Origin of the sequence: Pilosibacter sp. YYHA0881 (assembly GCF_051602715.1) — a bacterium.
GTDB lineage: Bacteria > Bacillota > Clostridia > Lachnospirales > Lachnospiraceae > Alitiscatomonas > Alitiscatomonas aceti.
On record NZ_CP175657.1, the window covers coordinates 2,970,464 to 2,990,355 of the forward strand.

The window sequence follows — 19,892 nt, forward strand, 5'->3', positions numbered from 1 at the left end:
AGGACATTATGGCGGAAAAGACGATTGAAATTAAAGATCTTGTGGTGGAATACCGGACACGCAGTGGTGTGGTACAGGCATTGAACGGTTTAAGCCTTTCTATTGAAAAGGGAAAGACCCTGGGCCTTGTGGGGGAGACAGGAGCTGGAAAGACTACGGCCGGCCTGGCAGTATTGGGACTGATCCCTAGTCCTCCGGGAGTGATCGTAAGCGGGGAAATCCTCTTAAATGGAAAGGATCTCCGTGCACTGACAGACAAGGAGATGGATCAGATCCGTGGGGATGCAGTGGCTATGATCTTCCAGGATCCCATGACTTCATTAAATCCTGTTATGACTGTGGGGGATCAGATTGCAGAGGCCATTAAGATCCATGAAGGATTAAATCATGGAGATGCTTTAAAGAAAGCAGAGGAAATGCTGGAAATGGTAGGAATTCCCAGAGAACGGGCAAAGGAATATCCTCATCAGTTTTCTGGAGGGATGAAACAGAGAGTTGTAATCGCCATTGCTCTTTCCTGTACACCGGGACTTCTGATCGCGGACGAGCCCACTACGGCTCTGGATGTGACGATCCAGGCCCAGGTTCTGGAGATGATGAAGGGGTTAAAGGAAAAATATGAAATGTCCATGCTGATGATCACCCATGATCTGGGAATTGTGGCAGAAATCTGTGACGAGGTATCTGTGGTCTATGCGGGCCGTGTTGTGGAGCATGGGACGCTGGCAGATGTGTTTGATAATACCAGACATCCATATACAGAAGGGCTGTTCAATTCCCTCCCCAACATTGAGAACCAGGCGGAAAAGCTGAAGCCTATCCGTGGCTTGATGCCGGATCCCACGGACTTGCCCCTGGGATGTCCGTTTTATCCCAGATGTGACCATGCCATGGAGATATGCCGGACAAAAAAACCACCTAAGGTATACCGGAACGAGACTCATTTTGTGGAATGTCACCTTTATAATGAGCAGAATATCGGGGATAAGGAGGAGAAGTGGAGATGAGCAATTCCAGCAGTCCGTTGCTTGAGGTAAAAAACCTTAAAAAATATTTTAAAACACCTAAAGGAATGCTGCATGCAGTGGATGATGTGTCATTTACCATTGACCGGGGAAGGACCCTGGGAGTAGTGGGAGAATCTGGATGCGGAAAATCCACCACTGGCCGTGCGATCTTAAGGATCGTGGAACCCACTGAGGGGGAGATTCTGTTTGATGGTGAGGATATCCGTTCACTGGGAAAGGACCAGATGAGGAGGATGCGGACCAGGATGCAGATCATCTTCCAGGATCCGTTTTCTTCTTTAAATCCGAGAAAAACTGTCAGTGAAACCATTGCAGAGCCGCTGAAACTCAATGGGATTATCACAGATAAGGGAAAACGTATGGAGCGTGTGGCGGAAATCATGGAGATCGTGGGCCTGGCTGAACGGCTCTATAATGCATATCCTCATGAGTTGGATGGAGGGCGAAGACAGAGAATTGGTATTGCCAGGGCCCTGGCCTTAAATCCACAGTTTATTGTTTGCGACGAACCAGTTTCCGCCCTGGACGTTTCGATCCAGGCACAGATTTTAAATCTGATGGATGAACTCCAGGAGAAGATGGGACTGACCTATATGTTCATCACCCATGATTTATCAGTGGTCCATTATTTTGCAGATGATATTGCAGTGATGTATCTGGGCCGTCTGATCGAAAAAGCACCGGCAAAGGAACTGTTCCGGAATCCAGTCCATCCATATACTCAGGCGCTCCTGTCAGCCATTCCGGTTCCCAGTATCCATAATCAGAGAAAGAGGATCCTCTTAAAGGGAGAGATCACTTCTCCGGTGGATCCTAAGCCTGGATGCAGATTTGCCAGCCGGTGCCCCTATGCCAGCAGCCGGTGTCATTCGGAGGAACCACAGTTAAAGGAGATTGCTCCCGGCCATTTTAATGCCTGCTTTTTAAACGAATAAAAGGATCCTGGAGGAACATATGAATAATTTGGAAGAAATTAAATTTCAGAATAAGTTTGATTATTTTGCAAAAATGTATGGATTTATTGCCCGATCAATGATGGAAGCCGGAGGAAAACGGGGTGAGCGGGCTGTCAGGGAGGCTGTGATCCGTTATGGAAGGGATCTGGGTGAAGGAATCAGAAAAGCGTATCTGGAACTTGGGAAGAAAACAAATCTTCATACCCTGTTCCAAATGGAGCCTTGCTGCGGTACAGACCCACGCTTTAAAAGAAACATTATAAAAGATACAGAGGAGGTACAGCTTCAAGAGGTGTATCACTGCCCTCTGGCAGAGGTCTGGAAAAGAGAGGATTGTACCGAGGCGGGCAGATGCTATTGTGAAGAACTGGCCCACAGCCTTCTGGATGCGTATACAGATGGGCGGGGGCAGGCGAATGTTTCTAATTCCATGACATGTGATAGGGACTTTTTCTGTCGGTTTGCATTTTATCTCCGTCCGGCCAACATGGATGAGGACCAGAAGGAACAATGTTTTGGAAACAGGGGAGAGGAAAGTGGACGTTCAGGACAGTATCCGGTAGAAGACCGTTTCCTTCTTTTGTACGGTCATCTGGCTGCGGCGGCAGAGGAATTTTTAGGCCAGGATGGACTGGCAGCTCTGGCAGATGGCCTGGACCAGTTCCTGGAGGATGCCGTTAAGACCCTGAAAAAAGAGGCAGAGCATACAGGCTCCGCTCTGGATGACTCATTTGTAAGTCTTTATTTTCCGGTGGAGATTCCGGGGCAGACACAGGAATGCCGGGAGGAAAGCTCAGGAGCGGCAGCTTTCCGGCTTCTGGAAAGCCGTCTGGTCAGCCGGCTAAGAAAAAAATTATGTTTATAGGAGGGGACCATGTACAGTAAGGAAGAAATACAGATCATGAATCTGGATGATAATTATACACTCCTCTATCCGTTCCTGGTCAAAAGTCTCATAGAGCATTTTGGGGAGCAGGGAGAGAAAACAGCCAGGGAGGGAACCAGGAGGTTTGGAAGGGACAGAGCGGAAACGCTCCGCAACAAACACTTGAACGCCGGAGTCAAGATCAATATGCACAGCCTGTTTGCAGTAGGTCCGGATCTTCCTCCAGATCCCCGGTTTAAGCGAGAATTGCAGGAGCTGAATCCAGAGGAGCGGGTTTCCCATACGCTCTATTGTCCAATGGCGGAAATTTGGAAGAAATATGGTTTTATGGAGATAGGAAGGATGTACTGTGAGGAATTCCATAATGCCTGTTACAGTTCCTATGCTTATGGATACACAAAGGTAAATCTGGCGAAAACCCTGACCCAGAAGGAAGATGAATATTGTGCCTTCAATGTGGTGTTGCGGCCAGAGAATCTTCCGGAGGAATTAAAACCGGTGTGTTTTGAACAATATGATCCTGGATACGCCGGACCCTCGGCAGATATTCCCCAGGCGTATGGAAAGAGTGGATTCAGCACACTGTTCATCAAGCTTTATTATCATCTGGCATCCACAGCAGAGGAGATGCTGGGCGACGCGGGAAAGGCAGCCATTGGGGAAGGACTGAAGGCTCTGGCACATGATGCGGCCCGACGGATCCAGGAGCAGGCAAAGGAGCAGAACGAGCCGGTGAACCGGGAGTTTGTGGATCTGAATTATCCCCTGGCTCTGGATCCAGAGCAGGAACCGCTCTGGAGTTTTTATACCAACGAGGGAATCAGGGAGCTGTTTGTAAATACATTTTATCCGGTTTTCCATGGTGAACTGGGGATTTTAAAGGAAAATGCATAAGGGTGGCTGCAGGCTGTGGGAGGCGACAATGGACAGAGAAATTTTTGCGAGAGAAATCAGCAGTAAAAGAAAAAGACTGGAAACTCTGGCACAGCAGATCTGGGAAAATCCGGAGGAGCCGTTTCAGGAGACCATAGCTGCCAGATTGGTGGCAGAGCTTCTGGAGCAGGAGGGATTCCAGGTGGAGCGCGGAGCCGGAGGTGTTCCAACGGCGCTTAGGGCAGTCTGGGGACACGGAAGCCCGGTGATCGGCCTTCTGGGAGAATACGATTCCCTTCCGCAAATGAGCCAGAAGGCAACAGACCATAAGGAACCGATGGTGGAAAATGGATACGGTCACGGCTGTGGCCACAATCTTCTGGCTGCGGCCACGGTGGGAGCAGCTTTGGGTATGAAAGCAGAAATGGAGGAACGGAAGCTTTCTGGAACGGTAGTGTTTTATGGATGTCCGGCAGAGGAGGTGCTTACAGGAAAACCGTTTATGGCCAGAGGCGGCTGTTTCAGGGATCTGGAGCTGGCCCTGGCCTGGCACCCAGGCCGGGTCAACAGGGCATCGGCTTCCCGGTCCTGTGGATGCAGCGGAATCCGGTTTCACTATAAGGGCGTTTCCGCTCATGCGGCGTTTGATCCCTGGAATGGAAGAAGCGCTCTGGATGCGGTCTCTTTGCTAAATACCGGTATTGAGTATATGCGTGAGCATGTACAGCCAGATGTGAGAATCCATTATGTGATCACGGACGGGGGAGCGGCTCCCAATGTTGTGCCGGAAACAGCCAGTGTCTGGTATTTTGTCCGGGCTCTCAAACGGGAGACTGTGGACCAGGTCTGTGAACGGCTGGTCCGGGCTGCGAAGGGGGCGGCTATGATGACAGATACGGAGCTTCAGACAGAATACCAGGGAGGCTGTTACCCGATGTTAGGAAACCATGTTCTGGCAGAGACACTGGATCTGGCTATGAGATCGGTAGAACAGGAGCCATGGACGCAGGAGGAGACAGAGTTCGCAAAAAAACTGAACCGCCTGTCAGAACGTCAGTGGAACCAGGCATTAAGGGATAACGGACTGCCTGGGGATACGGAATTATACACGGGTGTGGCTCCGGTTACAGCTGAAACGACCTTTGACTCTACGGATGTGGGAGATGTGGCCCATCTGGTGCCCACAGGCTTCTTTACTACAGCCACTTCTGCCCTGGGGGCGCCAGGGCACAGCTGGCAGGTGACAGCCTGTTCCGGAAGTTCCATTGGAAGGAAGGGGATGATCTATGGGGCAAAGGTCATGGCGGCAGCTGGGATCCGGCTTATGGAAGACCGGGAGCTTCGGGAAAAGGCATGGGAGGAATTTCGGAGAGAAACAGAGGGAGCGTCATATCACTGTCCGGTGCCGGAGGAGCTTCCTATACCAAATCATTAAAATTATTTAATGATATATTTAAAACGTTAAAATTTACTTTCATCCTTTTTTATGATATGCTAATCTGAAAGGGTATGGGGAAATAGGATTTTTTACCATACAGAGAGACGTGCAGAACTGTATTAGAGAAAGGACAAGGGGTAACCATGGAAAAGACCAATGTAAAGTACAATGCCTACATTAAGATCCTGGAGGAGGAGTTAAGACCGGCCATGGGCTGTACAGAGCCCATCGCTCTGGCATATGCGGCTGCTGTGGCCAGAAAGGTGCTGGGAGAGCTGCCGGATAAGGTGGTGATCGGAGCCAGCGGAAGCATCATCAAGAACGTGAAATCGGTGATCGTGCCCAACACGGACCATTTAAAGGGCATTCCGGCTGCGGCTGCGGCTGGTATCGTGGCCGGGGATCCGGACAAGGAGCTGGAGGTGATCGCCAGTGTAGAGAAGGAAGCGATCGCGGAAATGAAGGAGTTCCTGAAAAAAACGCCCATTTCTGTGGAGCATGTGGACAATGGCTTTACATTTGAGATCGTCGTTACCTTATATAAAGGGGAAGCATGGTCCAGAGTCCGGATCGTCAACTTCCATACCAACATCGTACTGATCGAGAAGAACGGTGAGATCTTAAAGGAGGTGCCGGTGGAGGGCGAGACAAACGAGGGCCTCACGGACCGTTCCTTATTAAATATGGAAGATATCTGGGACTTCATCAATACTGTGGATGTGGAGGACTTAAAGCATGTGCTGGATCCCCAGATCCGCTGCAACATGGCCATTGCAGAAGAGGGCTTAAAAGGCAATTACGGCGCAAACATCGGATCTGTGCTTTTAGCCATGAACGGCGATGACATCCGTACCAGGGCCAGAGCCTGGGCAGCGGCCGGGTCTGATGCCAGAATGAACGGCTGCGAGCTGCCGGTGATCATCAATTCCGGCAGCGGAAACCAGGGGATCACAGCCTCTGTTCCGGTGATCGTCTATGCGAAAGAGCTGAATGCAGGTGAGGAAAAGATGTACCGGGCCCTGGCTCTTTCCAACCTGACCACGATTCACCAGAAAACGCCCATCGGCCGTCTTTCTGCCTTCTGCGGCGCGGTCAGTGCAGGCGCGGGTGCGGGAGCCGGTATTGCTTACTTAAACGGCGGAGACTTTGATGCCGTGATCCACACGGTGGTCAATGCGCTGGCCGTTATCTCCGGCATGGTCTGTGACGGAGCCAAGGCCTCCTGCGCAGCCAAGATCGCAGAGTCTGTGGACGCGGCCATCTTAGGCTATAATATGTACGTCAAAGGCCAGCAGTTCTATGGCGGCGACGGCATCGTAAAGAAGGGTGTGGAGAACACCATCCAGAACGTGGGCCGTCTCGCCAAGGACGGAATGAAAAAGACCAATGAAGAGATCATCAGTATCATGATCGAGTGCTAAAGGGGACTGTGCCTGGAGGATACCAGGGCTGGGTGCCTGGGCTCCTGGATCGGACCTGTAAGTAAAAAGAATATGGATGCGGCAGACAGCGGGAGCCCCGGACGGGCCCCGCTGTTTTTGTGCTGCGGGAAAGTACGTCCCACAGTATGAAACAGCTCCGCGCGGGACCGACCTGGGGAGGAAGAGGGAGTCTGCCGCTGGAGAGAGGACAGACCGGGAAACGGTGTATAGCCAGGATGGCCAAAATCCTGGGGAGGTGATATACAAAAGACACAATACTTGTTGAAAAAGTATCATTTTAGTATAGCAAATGCACTATACAGGAGGCGCGAGATTGTGAAAAATATGCAAAAGAATACAATATATGTATAAAAATATTGACAAAATTGTGCAATACTGATATGATTAATGCCATAGGAAAACGGTATTACTATAAAAAGGAGGATTACGTTTATGAGAAAAAGAAATGCAGTCAGAGCGGCAGCAGCAGCTCTTGCGGCCATGATGGCACTTACGGCATGCGGCGGTGGCGGCGGAAATGAAACGACCGCAGCAGCCGGAGGAGATACTGGCTCCACAGCAGCTGGCGGAGATGCGGCAGCTTCCGGCTCCGGCGAGGTTGGAAAGACCGATATCACCGTTGCCATGGGCGCAGATATCGTGACTCTGGACCCGGCTGGACAGCAGGATACGACCACGGCAGTCGTGATCAAGCACGCATACAGCACACTGCTTGATATCAGCGACGAGGGAGAACTGGTTCCCGACCTGGCAGAGAGCTACGAGCTGGTAAACGATACAGACTTCGTGTTCAAGCTGAGAGAAGATGCCGTATGGTCCGATGGGACTCCGGTGACAGCCAACGATGTTAAATTTACCTTTGACCGTGCGAAAAATATGCCGAAGACAAAGAGCAATACTTCCAAGGTAAAAGAAGTAGTTGTGGACAACGAGCATCAGGTAACGATCAAATTAACAGAGCCCTATGCTCCTTTTAATACGATCGTTGCAAGCTCCAACTTAAGTATCGTACAGGAAGCAGCCGTAACAGCAGCCGGCGAGGCCTACGGCGATGCGGACAATATCGTGACTTCTGGTCCCTTCACTGTAAAGGAATGGGTTCCCAACGACCACTATACACTGGAGAAAAACGCCAATTACTAGGGTGAAGAGCCCATTACCACTTCCATCACGGTGCGCGTGATCCCCGAGGGCAGCGCCCGCGCCATTGCCCTGGAGACCGGAGAAGTGGATCTGGTATGGGGTGTGGATCCCACAGACTGCTCCAACATCGAGGCAAATTCCGATGTGAAGCTTTTATCCCAGCCGTCCTCTTCCATCGAGTATCTGGGCATGAATATGACAAAAGAGCACTTTAAGGATCAGAAAGTCCGCCAGGCCATCAACTACGCAATCGACAAGCAGGCGTTAGTGGATACCATCGTAGAAGGCCGCGGAACCGTTGCCAACAGCTATATCAATAATACGATCCCCGGCTGGACTGATGAGGTAGAGGCTTATCCCTACGATCCGGCAAAGGCAAAAGAGCTCCTTACTGAGGCTGGATATCCCGATGGCTTCTCCTGCCAGCTCTGGGTAAACGGCGACGTCCGTACCCGTTCCGCACAGATGGTACAGGCACAGCTGGCTGAGATCGGCATCACCGTAGATATCTCCACAATGGAATGGGGCGCATTCCTGGATGCATTAAATGCAGGCGAGCACGAAATGTTCATCCTTGGATGGTCCAACTCCTCCTTCGATGCAGATTCCAGTACATACCAGTTATTCCACTCTGCAAACCATGGAGCCACCGGAAACCGTGCGTTCATGACTGACGCTACTGTGGATGAGCTGATCACAAAGGCAGCCCAGGAGAATGATAACGAAAAGCGTATGGAATACTACAAGGAGCTTCAGATCTACCTTCACGATCTGTCTCCGTGGTGCCCATTCTACTATAAGAACGACAACGTAGGCGTCCGCGCAGACTTACAGGGCTTCAAGCTCCACAAGGGCGCAAGCCACTATCTGGGCAACTGCCATTACGCAAAGTAATCGCTTTTTCAAAAATTGAATAAAAACTGAGATGGGGAGCGGGTCCTGGACCTGCCCCCATTAAAAAAGACATAATTATCAGAAAAAAGCCGTTTAGCGGCGGAATGGAAGGTATAAATGAGCAGGTACATACTGAAACGTCTGGTAATGCTTATCCCGGTTCTCATAGGTGTTACCTTTATGGTTTACTTCATTTTAAGCCTGTCACCAGGCGATACCGCTGCGATCATCGCAGGAGAGGGCGCAGATGCCCAGACCATCGAAGCAGTCAGAAAAGACCTGGGCCTTGATAAGCCCGTGATCGTCCAGTACGGAAAATATATGTGGAACCTTCTCCATGGCGACATGGGCGTATCCTATTCCACAAAGCGTCCCGTATTTACGACCATCATGTCTTCTTTCCCCAATACAGCGAAGCTGGCCTTCTGGTCTATCCTGGTGGCCGTAGCCATCGCTCTTCCCATCGGTATCATCAGCGCCACCAGGCAGTACAGCGCTGTGGATAACGTGGGAATGGTCGCAGCCCTTTTAGGTGTGGCGACGCCGAACTTCTGGCTGGGCTTAATGCTCATCATCGTGTTCTCGCTGAATCTGGGGATCCTTCCCTCGGGCGGTATGAGCGGATGGAAGAGCTATATCATGCCTGCCATTACCCTGGGAACCGGCGACGCGGCCCTTATCTGCCGTATGACCCGTTCCTCCATGCTGGAGGTTATCCGTTAGGACTATATCCGTACAGCCAGGGCAAAAGGTGTTCCGGAAAAGACTGTGATCCGGAAGCATGCCTTAAAGAATGCCCTGATCCCCGTTGTTACCGTTATCGGCCTTCAGTTTGGTTCTCTTTTAGGCGGCGCAACGCTGACAGAGACGGTATTCGCATGGCCGGGAGTTGGCCGTCTGGTGGTAGACTCCATTAAGAGTAAGGACGCCCCCATGGTTCTTGGATGTATCGTCATGCTGACGATCACGTTCAGCGTTATCAACCTGATCGTGGACCTGCTCTATGCGTATATCGATCCGAGGATCAAAGCACAGTATAAGAAGAAATAAGGAGGCAGCGTATGGCAACGACGAACAACAGCGCCGCACAGGCTGGCACGGCCACTAAGAAGCGTGGTCAGTTTAAAGAGACGTGGCGGCGTTTAAAAAAGAACAGAATGGCCATGATCGGACTTACAGTAGTGGTCTTCCTGGTCCTGATCTCGATTTTTGCAGACGTGCTGTTTGACTATGATACAGTTGTTATCAAGCAGAATACCCAGATCCGTCTCCAGGGCCCCAGCGCAGAGCACTGGCTGGGAACCGACGAATTCGGACGTGATATCCTGGCCCGTCTGGTACACGGCTCCAGAGTATCCTTAAGCGTAGGCGTTGTGGCAGTGTCCATTTCCCTGGTCCTGGGCGGAAGCCTTGGCGCAGCGGCCGGTTTCTACGGCGGCACCATCGACAACGTGATCATGCGTTTTATGGATATCCTGCTGGCAGTACCCAGCCTTCTGCTTTCCATTACCATTGTATCCGCTCTGGGACCCAGTATCATTAACCTGATGCTGGCCATCGCAATATCGTCCCTTCCCGGCTACGCGCGGATCGTCCGTGCCTCCGTCCTTACCGTAAAGGACCAGGAGTTCGTGGAGGCGGCAAAATGTATCGGGGCCAATAACTTTGAGATCATCCTCTCACATATTATCCCCAACTGTATGGCACCCATCATCGTACAGGTATCCTTAAAGGTAGCGTCCGCGATCCTTTCCACTTCCGGATTAAGCTTCCTGGGACTGGGCGTAAAGGCACCCACGCCGGAGTGGGGCGCAATGCTTTCCGGCGGCCGCGCATATCTGAGAAATGCGCCGCATCTGACGATTTTCCCGGGTATCGCGATCATCATCACGATCCTGTCCCTGAACCTTTTAGGCGACGGACTGCGTGATGCACTGGATCCGAAGTTAAAGAAATAAGGGAGGACAGGAACTGTGGCAGAAAATAAAAAAGACCTGATTCTTGATATTAAGGATCTTGTGATCCATTATGAAACCGACGACGGAACCGTCGAGGCCGTAAACGGTCTGGATATCCAGCTGGAATACGGCAAGACCCTGGGACTGGTAGGAGAGACAGGCTCCGGAAAGACCACCACGGCCCTTTCCATCCTGCGCCTGGTTCCGGACCCGCCGGGAGTCATCAAAAATGGCTCCATCACTCTGGATGGAAAGGATATTTTAAATCTTCCCCAGAAGGATCTGGAGTCCATCCGCGGAAACCTGGTATCTATGATCTTCCAGGATCCCATGACATCCTTAAACCCGGTGCTTACGGTCGGCGAGCAGATCGCCGAGGTAATCGGGCTCCATGAAAATATCAGTGAAAAAGAGGCCGCCGACAAGGCTGGCCAGATGTTAGAGGTGGTAGGGATCCCCAAAGAGCGTTACGGCGAGTACCCCCACCAGTTCTCCGGCGGAATGAAGCAGCGTGTGGTCATCGCCATGGCCCTGGCCTGCAACCCGAAGCTTCTGATCGCCGACGAGCCTACCACGGCTCTGGATGTGACCATCCAGGCCCAGGTACTGGAGACCATGAAGGAGCTGAGAGAGAAGTTCGGCTCCGCCATGATCATGATCACCCACGACCTGGGGATCATCGCAGAGGTATGCGATGAGGTATCCGTAGTATATGCCGGTCAGATCGTTGAGCACGGAACCCTGGAGGACGTATTTGAACGCACGCTCCATCCGTATACAGAGGGACTGTTCGGCTCCCTTCCCAACATCGAGGAGAGACGTCACCGTCTCCAGCCGATCCCGGGCCTGATGCCAGACCCCACAGATCTTCCCAAGGGCTGCTGCTTTGCCCCCCGCTGCAAATACTGCACAGAGGCATGTACAAAAGCCCGTCCGGAGATGAAATGGGTCAGCGATACCCACTATGTACGCTGCTCCAGATACGACGAGCCTGGATTTAAGATTGAAAGGAGTGTGCAGTGATGTCCGACACGATCCTGGAAGTAAAACACTTAAAGAAATATTTTAATACTCCCAAGGGAACCCTTCATGCGGTTGACGACGTCAGCTTCACACTGGAACGCGGAAAGACCCTGGGAATCGTAGGAGAGTCCGGCTGTGGAAAATCCACCACTGGCCGTGCGATCCTCCGTCTGATCGAGCCCACCGCCGGCGAGGTGATCTTCAACGGCGAGGATATAACAAAGAAAAACAAAGAGCAGATGCGCCTTTTAAGACGGGAGATGCAGCTGATCTTCCAGGACCCCTATGCGTCCCTGGATCCCCGTAAAACTGTCAGCGAGATCATCGGCGAGCCCTTAAAGCTCCAGAAGCTGATCCCGGATGCCAAAAAGAGGGCAGAGCGCGTGCATGAGCTGATGGAGGTCGTTGGGCTGGCAGACCGTCTGATCAACACCTACCCTCATGAGCTGGATGGCGGCCGCCGTCAGCGTATCGGTATCGCCCGCGCCCTGGCCATGGAGCCCAAGCTGATCATCTGTGACGAGCCTGTGTCTGCCCTGGACGTTTCCATCCAGGCCCAGATCCTGAATCTGATGCAGGATCTTCAGGAGCAGATGGGACTGACCTATATCTTTATTACCCATGACCTTTCGGTCGTAAACCATTTTGCCAATGATATCGCTGTTATGTACCTGGGGCAGCTGATCGAGAAGGCTCCGTCTGTGACCTTATTCGATAATCCGGTCCATCCGTATACCAAGGCCCTGTTGTCTGCGATCCCGGTGCCCAGTCTCAGGAAGAAGAGACAGAGAGTTATGTTAAAGGGTGAGATCTCCTCCCCCATCAATCCGAAGCCGGGCTGCCGGTTTGCGGTCCGCTGTCCGTATGCCACAGACCGCTGCCGGACCGAGGAGCCCAAGCTGGTGGAGATCGAGAAAGATCACTTTGTTGCATGCCATCTGACGGAAAAATAGTGAAAGGAAGCCCTCGGCATGGTATAATGCAGAGGGCTTGTTTCCTGTCCACACAGGCAGAAACGGCCAGATGGCTGTTTTTATGCCAGGCTGCTTTATTGCGTTGAACCGGAAACAGTAAAATCATTTAAAGAAGGAGACCAGAACATGAAAAAGATCGGAATCAATGACTTTACGTTCTACAATTACCCCACAGGGATCACCGCTTCTCCCGACGGAAAGCATGCTGCCATTGCGGTAGTAAATGCCAACGAAAAGGATAATACATACGATTCCTGCCTCTGGATCCATGACACAGAGAGCAAAAAAACGAGAAAACTCACCAGTGGGAAAAAGGAACGCACTTTTATCTGGCTGGATAATGAAACGCTTCTTTTCACCTCTGACAGAGAGAAGGAGTATGCGAAAAAGGTAAAGGACGGAGAGGACTGGACCTGCTTTTATAAGATCAGCATTTACGGCGGAGAGGCCCAGTTTGCCTTTGCAGTTCCGTATAAGGTGACAAAAATGCAGCTGGCCGGGACGAAGCTGGTCCTGGGAGTAAAGTATGACTACAACAAACCGGATTTTGCCCATATGGAAGGGGAAGAGAAGGAAGAGGCCCTGAAGGCATGGAAGGACGAAAAGGATTATGAGGTCTTCGATGAGCTTCCGTTCTGGGCCAACGGACAGGGGATCGTAAATAAGAAGAGGACCCGTCTGGCTGTGTATGATATGGAGACCGGCGATGCAAAGATCGTAAGCCCGGAGTATGACAATGTGGAGGGCTTCTGGACCGAGGAAGGAAACAAGGTCCTTTTCATTTCCAGCCATTATACAGATAAGAAGGATGTATACGAGGGCCTTAAGATGTATACCATCTCCGAGGACAAGGTGGAGACTCTGGTGGAGCAGGGAGATATGAGCATCGACTATGCCTGCATCTTAAACGGCAAGGTGACCTTCTTCGCTTCTTATATGAAGGAGTACGGCTTCAATGAAAACGACAAGCTGTATACAGTGGAGAACGGCAAGGTGGAGCTGCTTTCCGATTACGATGACAGTATCCACAACAGCATCTGCTGCGACTGCAAATTTGCCGACGGCCCGGCCATTGTACACGATGACAAATACATTTATTTCCTGACCACATTAAGAAAGAATACGGCTCTCAGAAGATTTGACGCCAACGGCAATTTGGAGACCCTCATCGACCGTCAGGGAAGCCTCCATACCTTAAGCCTGTGCGGGGATAAGATCTACTTCACCGGCATGAGGGAAATGGGACTGACCGAATGCTACTGCTTTGACGGAAAAGAGGAGGAAAAGCTGACCTCCTTCAACGACGAGATCATGGCAGAGCGTTCCGTCCTTCCGGTGGAGGAGTTTACCTTTACATACAAGGGACTGGAGCTGGATGGCTATGTGATCAAGCCGCTGGATTATGATCCCAATAAGACGTATCCGGGCATCCTGACCATCCACGGCGGCCCCAGAGCCACCTTTGCTCCCACCTTCTTCCATGAGAACCAGGTATTCGCCAACGCCGGCTACTTCGTATTCTATACGAACCCCTTAGGCAGCGACGGACGCGGCAATGATTTCGCTGACCTGTCCGGAAGACACGGCAGCATCGACTTTGAGCACTGTATGGCTGTGACCGACGAGGTATTAAAGCGGTATCCGCAGATCGATGAGAAGCGCCTGGGAGTTATGGGCGGAAGCTACGGCGGATTTATGACCAACTGGGTGATCGGAAACACCACCAGATTCGCGGCGGCTGCTTCCCAGAGAAGTATCTCCAACTGGATCTCCAAGTGCATGACCACAGACATCGGATACTACTTCAACATGGATCAGATCAAGGCCGATCCGTGGGGAAATCCGGAGAAGATGTGGTCCCATTCTCCGCTGAAATACGCCAACATGGCAAAGACGCCCACCCTGTTCATCCAGTCGGACGAGGACTACCGCTGCTGGATGGGAGACGCCATCCAGATGTTCTCTGCCCTTAAGTATTTCGGGGTAGATGCAAGACTGTGCCTGTTCCATGGGGAAAACCATGAGCTGTCCAGATCCGGAAAGCCCACCCACAGGATCCGCAGGATGCAGGAGATGATGGACTGGTTCGATAAATATCTGAATTAAAACGGGAAACTCCGGAGCTGTCGGGAAGCGTGATCCCAGGGGAATCTGGGCACGGCCATTTCCGGCAGCTCCGATGGGTATAACAAAAAAGGGAGGTTCTACAAAAATGAAGAAGAACAGATGGAAGGCAATGGCCGCACTGGCAGCAGCTGCCGTACTGGCGCTGAGTGCCTGCGGAAACTCCGGGGAAGACGGGAGCACCCAGGCAGCCGCATCCGCAGACGCAGGGGATGCAGCCGCCGCAGCGCCCACAGGAACAGGGGAAGGCTCCGGAGAGGTTGGAAAAAGTGATATCGTGATCGCTGGAAAGTCGGATATCAAGACCCTGGATCCCATGGGTACCAACGACACCACATCCTCCATTGCCCACCGCCACATTTACAGCCGTCTCATTGAGATCGATGAAAATTCTGAGATCGTAGGCGATCTGGCCGAGAGCTGGGAGCAGGTTTCCGATACGGAATGGAAATTCAAGATCCATGAGGGCGTCAAGTTCCACGACGGCACCGACTGTACGGCCAGCGATGTGAAATTCAGTCTGGAGCGGGCCAAGGAAATGCCCCGTGTCAAGCAGTATGTGGAGCAGATCGACAGCATTACTGTGGAGGATGATCACAATCTGACCCTTCATCTGGCAGAGCCTTATGCGCCGTTACTGGCTGCCCTGAGCCATACGGGTACCAGCATCGTGCCCGAGGCCGCTGTGACCGCCCAGGGCGACGCATTCTGGGAGAATCCCATCGGCACAGGCCCCATGCAGTTTGTGGAATGGGTGCCCAATGACCATTACAGCTTAAAGCGGTTCGACGATTACTTCAAGGGACCTGGAAAGACCACCAGCCTGACCTTAAGGATCATGCCGGAGGGCGGAGCCAGGACCATTGCCCTGGAGACCGGCGAGATCGACATGTCCATTTCCGTGGACGCCACAGACGTGCAGAATGTAAAGGCCAATAAGGAGCTCATGGCCCTGGAAAAGACCTCTGTTTCCGTGGAGTATCTGGCCATGAACTGTGAGAAGGAGCCCTTCAACGATCCCAAGGTGCGCCAGGCCATCAACTACGCTTTAAACCAGCAGGAGATCATCGACGTGGTCCTGGAGGGCAGAGGCCAGGTGGCCAACAGCGTCATGAACGTCAATATCCCGGGTTACAGCGAGGAGATCACCGGCTATTCCCAGGATCTGGAGAAGGCCAAGGCCCTGATGGCAGAGGCAGGTTATCCGGACGGTTTTAAGACCACCCTGTTTGCATCCGGCGATGTGAGAAACCGTGAGGCCCAGATCATCCAGGCCCAGCTTCTGGAGATCGGCATCGAGGTGGATATCCAGCTTTATGAGTGGGGCGCATTCTTAGACGCCATCAATAAGGGCGAGCACGATATGTTCATCAGCAGCTGGTCCAACGCCACCATGGATCCGGACGCCAGCATTTTCCCGCTGTTCCATACAAAGAACTTCGGAGCCACCGGAAACCGTGCGTTTTACAGCAATCCGGAGGTGGATACGCTGATCGAGCAGGCCCAGAAGGAGTCCGACAACGCCAAGCGTATGGAGCTTTATAAGGAGATCCAGCAGAAGATCAATGACGACGCTCCATGGGTGTGCCTGTTCTATGGAACCACCTGTACGGGCATCCGGGCAGACTTAAAGGGCTTTGTGCTCCATCCGTCGTCTGCGAACCATTACGAAAATCTGTACTACGAAAAATAAAAACTGCAAACCAGTAAAAAATGCAGGCTTTCCGGCGGAAACGCTGCGGAGGCCTGCTTTTTTATACCATATGTATGGGAGGAATCAGCATGAGAACAGAGATCCAGGATTTTATTGACCAGGAGGTGCCGTCCGGGCTCCAGCTGTCTCCAGATGGCCGCTTCGGGGCCTTTGTGGTGACGAAGCCGGATGGGGAGGAAAACTGCTACTATTCCTGGCTTCAGGTGGTGGATGTGGAAAACGGGACCGTCCGGAAGCTGACCAGTGGAAAAAAGGAGAAGAGCTTTGCCTGGGAGGACGGGGAGCAGCTTTTCTTTGTGGGAAACAGGGAAAAAGACAGGAAGGGAGAAGCTCTGCTTTACAGGATTTCCGTTGCCGGAGGCGAGGCCGAGCTTTGCGGGACCCTTCCCAAGGGCACCAGAAAGATCCGGTGCCAGAACGGGATCCTGTACTGCCTGGTCCATGAACATTATTATGAAAAGGAAGAGGACTATGAGGTCTTTGACGAGATCCCCTTCTGGAGCAACGGCGTGGGGATCGTCAATAAGGTCCGGGACCGGCTGTACCGGTATGATCTTAAGACCGGAGAGGCCAGAGTCCTGTCGCCGGAATATGGCCAGGTGGAGGCCTTCTGGGCTGAGAATGGGACCGTATTTTTTACCTGCAATATCTACACCGGGAAAAAGCTTCCGCAGAACGGTCTTTATGAGTATGTGGAGGAGACGGACACCGTGATCCGCCATCTGGACCAGGGGATGTTTTCCATCAGCTACGCGTGCAGACGGAATGGCCGGGTGGAATTCTTAGGCTCTGATATGAAGCGGTTCGGCTACAATGAAAATCCGGATCTGTATGTGCTGGAGGACGGGGCTCCCAGACTGCTGGCCCGCTACGATTACAGCGTGAAGGAGGGCATGTGCCGGGATGGGAGGATCTATGTAAACAGCACCGTAGGGACTGACGTGATGCTGCAATGCTTTGACATGGATGGAAACGTAACGGCTGTGATGGACCGCGCTGGTACCGTGGAGTCCTTCGATATCTGCGGCGGCCGGATCCTGTTTACAGGCATGAGGGACCAGGGGCTTTCGGAGGTTTACAGCCTGGAGAACGGGAAGGAGACGTGCTTTACGGACTTTACGGCCCGCTGCTTAAAGGAAAAGGAAGTCAGCCCCATCCGCCATTTTACCTTTACCCATGAGGGACTGGAGCTGGATGGCTTCGTAATCCCGCCTGTGGGCTTCGACCCGTCTGATACGGAGAAAACGTATCCGGGCATCCTGACCATCCATGGCGGTCCCAAGGCCATCTACGGGGCCACATACAGCCATGAATTCCAGGTCTACGCGTCCCGGGGGTATTTTGTATTCTTTATGAATCCCACAGGCAGCGACGGCCGGGGCAATGCGTTCGCGGATATCGTGGCAAAGCAGGGCTCCATCGACTATGAGCAGCTCATGGCCTTCACAGACGAGGTCTTAAGGCAGTATCCGGCCCTGGACGGAGACCGTCTGGGCGTCATGGGGATCAGCTACGGCGGCTTTATGACCAACTGGATCATCGGCCATACGGACCGGTTCAAGGCGGCTGTGCCCCAGTGCTGCATTGCCAACTGGATCACCAAGACCAACACCACTGACATCGGATATGCGTTCAATACCACCCAGCTGGGCGGGGACGTATGGGAAAATTATGATAAGATGTGGGAGCTTTCTCCCTTAAAGTATGCAGACAGGGTAAAGACGCCGTCCCTGATCATCCAGTGCGATGAGGACTACCGCTGCTGGGTAGCAGAGGGAGTCCAGATGTTTTCCGCACTGAAATATCATGGGGTTCCGGCAAGACTGCTCATGATCCACGGCGAGCACCACAGCGTTTCCAGGCTTGGAAAGCCGAAAAAGAGGGTGCGCCGCTTAAATGAGATCGTGAGCTGGCTGGATACGTATTTAAAATAATCCCTGGATCAGGATCACCAGGATCAGTACCGGGAGGACAAAGCGGAAGTAATTTTTAACCAGCTTTCCTCCCGGCATTTTCATGCCCTCGCCTTTGTTGGCTTCAGACAGGTAATTGTCAAAATTCCAGCCCCATTTTGTGACGCAGAACAGCAGATATACCAGGGAGCCAAGAGGAAGCAGCAGATTGCTCACCAGGAAGTCCTCGGTATCCAGAACATCCCGTCCACCGATGAGGCGGAGATCGCTCCAGACATTATAGCCCAGTACGCATGGCAGGCTTAATACCAGAATGAGGACACAGTTGATGAGGACTGCTTTTTTCCGGTCCCAGCCGAAATTGTCGATGCAGCTGGCCAGCAGGTTCTCAAATACGGCAATGACCGTAGAGAAGCTGGCAAAGGTCATGAACAGGAAGAACAGGGCTCCCCAGATCCTTCCGCCGGCCATATTGGCAAACACGTTGGGCAGGGTGACGAAGATCAGCTGCGGACCGGAATCCGGCTGTACGCCGAAGGAGAAGCAGGCCGGGAAGATGATGAGTCCTGCGGACAGGGCTACAAAGGTGTCCAGGATACAGATGCTGACAGATTCACCGGCCAGAGTTCGTTTTTCTTCCATGTAGCTTCCAAAGATCTCCATGGCCCCGATTCCCAGACTCAGGGTAAAGAAGGACTGGTTCATGGCTGCGGTGATGACGTTGGGGAGGCCCACCTGGGCAGCCCGTTCAAAATCTGGGAGCAGGTAGAAGGCCAGGCCCTCCTTTGCCCCGGGCAGCAGCATGCTGTGGACGGCCAGCACCAGGATCAGGACGAAGAGGCAGCCCATCATCCATTTGGTGATCCGCTCCAGGCCGTTTCTGAGACCCAGGCTGCAGATCAGAAAGCCCGCGATGACGGTAACAGCCATCCAGAGGCCCATCTCCATGGGATCGGCCAGAAGGGAGCCGAACACGCCGGAAACGGCTTCTGTGTCCAGTCCGTGAAAGGTTCCGGTGAGGAACTTAAAAAAGTAGCTGATCATCCAGCCGGAGACTGTGGTATAATACATCATCAACAGGTAGCATCCCAGCATACAGAACCAGCCGTGGATGTGCCATTTACTTCCGGGCTTTTCCAGGGCCTTATAGCCGTTTACGGCGCTCTTTCTGCTGGCGCGGCCCACGGCCAGCTCCATGGTCAGTACGGGAACTCCCATACACAACAGGAACAGGAGGTAGAACAGCACAAATACACTGCCTCCATTTTCTCCGGCCACATACGGAAAACGCCATACGTTTCCGATGCCGATGGCACAGCCGGCGCTGACCAGGATAAAGCCAAGCCGGGAGCCAAAACTTTCACGTTTCATTTTCTTATTCCCCCTTTATTACTGTTTCATGATAACGTGCCATACTATGATAGTAAAAAAAGGGAAAAAATGCAACGGTAGTTGATGCATTTGTCGGAAATGCTGGTTTTTTTGCGATATTTTTGCGTTTCTTTAGCGGGTTCGTGGTTGTAATT

The 19,892-nt window shown here is 52.4% G+C and carries 13 protein-coding genes and 2 pseudogenes; 14 read left to right on the forward strand and 1 reads right to left on the reverse strand.

The window, feature by feature from the left end:
* The first annotated feature begins 8 nt into the window (after window positions 1–8).
* The 14 genes and pseudogenes from ACI6NM_RS14045 (at window position 9) to ACI6NM_RS14110 (ending at window position 18,387) form a co-directional block, all read left to right on the forward strand.
* On the forward strand, window positions 9–1,007 hold the full coding sequence (locus ACI6NM_RS14045) for an ABC transporter ATP-binding protein (RefSeq protein WP_262426986.1): 999 nt from the start codon (window positions 9–11) through the stop codon (window positions 1,005–1,007).
* On the forward strand, window positions 1,004–1,963 hold the full coding sequence (locus ACI6NM_RS14050; RefSeq protein WP_262426987.1) for an ABC transporter ATP-binding protein: 960 nt from the start codon (window positions 1,004–1,006) through the stop codon (window positions 1,961–1,963). Before ACI6NM_RS14045 ends, ACI6NM_RS14050 begins: the two co-directional genes overlap by 4 nt.
* 19 nt (window positions 1,964–1,982) lie before the next feature.
* Complete coding sequence (locus ACI6NM_RS14055) at window positions 1,983–2,849, forward strand: L-2-amino-thiazoline-4-carboxylic acid hydrolase (protein ID WP_262426988.1); 867 nt, start codon at window positions 1,983–1,985, stop codon at window positions 2,847–2,849.
* A gap of 9 nt (window positions 2,850–2,858) precedes the next feature.
* Entirely contained in the window at window positions 2,859–3,764 is a 906-nt protein-coding gene (locus ACI6NM_RS14060) for an L-2-amino-thiazoline-4-carboxylic acid hydrolase (protein WP_262426989.1), read from the forward strand.
* Between the two features lie 28 nt (window positions 3,765–3,792).
* The gene (locus ACI6NM_RS14065) at window positions 3,793–5,178 is read left to right on the forward strand and encodes an amidohydrolase (RefSeq protein WP_262426990.1); all 1,386 of its coding nucleotides are present in this window, start codon (window positions 3,793–3,795) and stop codon (window positions 5,176–5,178) included.
* A 146-nt stretch (window positions 5,179–5,324) separates the two neighbouring features.
* Entirely contained in the window at window positions 5,325–6,602 is a 1,278-nt protein-coding gene (locus tag ACI6NM_RS14070) for an L-cysteine desulfidase family protein (RefSeq protein WP_262426991.1), read from the forward strand.
* Window positions 6,603–7,247: 645 nt separating this feature from the next.
* Window positions 7,248–8,660, forward strand: a pseudogene (locus ACI6NM_RS14075) (ABC transporter substrate-binding protein).
* A 117-nt stretch (window positions 8,661–8,777) separates the two neighbouring features.
* A pseudogene (locus tag ACI6NM_RS14080) lies at window positions 8,778–9,710 on the forward strand (ABC transporter permease).
* An 11-nt stretch (window positions 9,711–9,721) separates the two neighbouring features.
* Window positions 9,722–10,618, forward strand: a complete 897-nt coding sequence (locus ACI6NM_RS14085) for an ABC transporter permease (RefSeq protein WP_022272505.1) — start codon at window positions 9,722–9,724, stop codon at window positions 10,616–10,618.
* A gap of 15 nt (window positions 10,619–10,633) precedes the next feature.
* A complete protein-coding gene (locus ACI6NM_RS14090; protein ID WP_022272504.1) occupies window positions 10,634–11,641 on the forward strand; it encodes an ABC transporter ATP-binding protein in 1,008 nt (335 codons plus the stop codon).
* Window positions 11,641–12,594 carry an ABC transporter ATP-binding protein gene (locus ACI6NM_RS14095; RefSeq protein WP_215653490.1) on the forward strand — a complete coding sequence of 318 codons (954 nt, stop codon included), beginning with the start codon at window positions 11,641–11,643 and terminating at the stop codon, window positions 12,592–12,594. Before ACI6NM_RS14090 ends, ACI6NM_RS14095 begins: the two co-directional genes overlap by 1 nt.
* A gap of 147 nt (window positions 12,595–12,741) precedes the next feature.
* Complete coding sequence (locus ACI6NM_RS14100; RefSeq protein ID WP_337810975.1) at window positions 12,742–14,721, forward strand: alpha/beta hydrolase family protein; 1,980 nt, start codon at window positions 12,742–12,744, stop codon at window positions 14,719–14,721.
* A gap of 106 nt (window positions 14,722–14,827) precedes the next feature.
* Window positions 14,828–16,432, forward strand: a complete 1,605-nt coding sequence (locus ACI6NM_RS14105) for a glutathione ABC transporter substrate-binding protein (protein ID WP_337810976.1) — start codon at window positions 14,828–14,830, stop codon at window positions 16,430–16,432.
* Between the two features lie 89 nt (window positions 16,433–16,521).
* Window positions 16,522–18,387 (forward strand): prolyl oligopeptidase family serine peptidase, encoded by a 1,866-nt coding sequence (locus ACI6NM_RS14110; RefSeq protein ID WP_337810977.1) that lies wholly within the window; start codon window positions 16,522–16,524, stop codon window positions 18,385–18,387.
* On the opposite strand, the gene ACI6NM_RS14115 is transcribed toward ACI6NM_RS14110, so the two are convergent.
* Entirely contained in the window at window positions 18,379–19,737 is a 1,359-nt protein-coding gene (locus tag ACI6NM_RS14115; RefSeq protein WP_022272499.1) for a sodium-dependent transporter, read from the reverse strand. The genes ACI6NM_RS14110 and ACI6NM_RS14115 overlap by 9 nt on opposite strands.
* Between the last annotated feature and the right edge of the window lie 155 nt (window positions 19,738–19,892).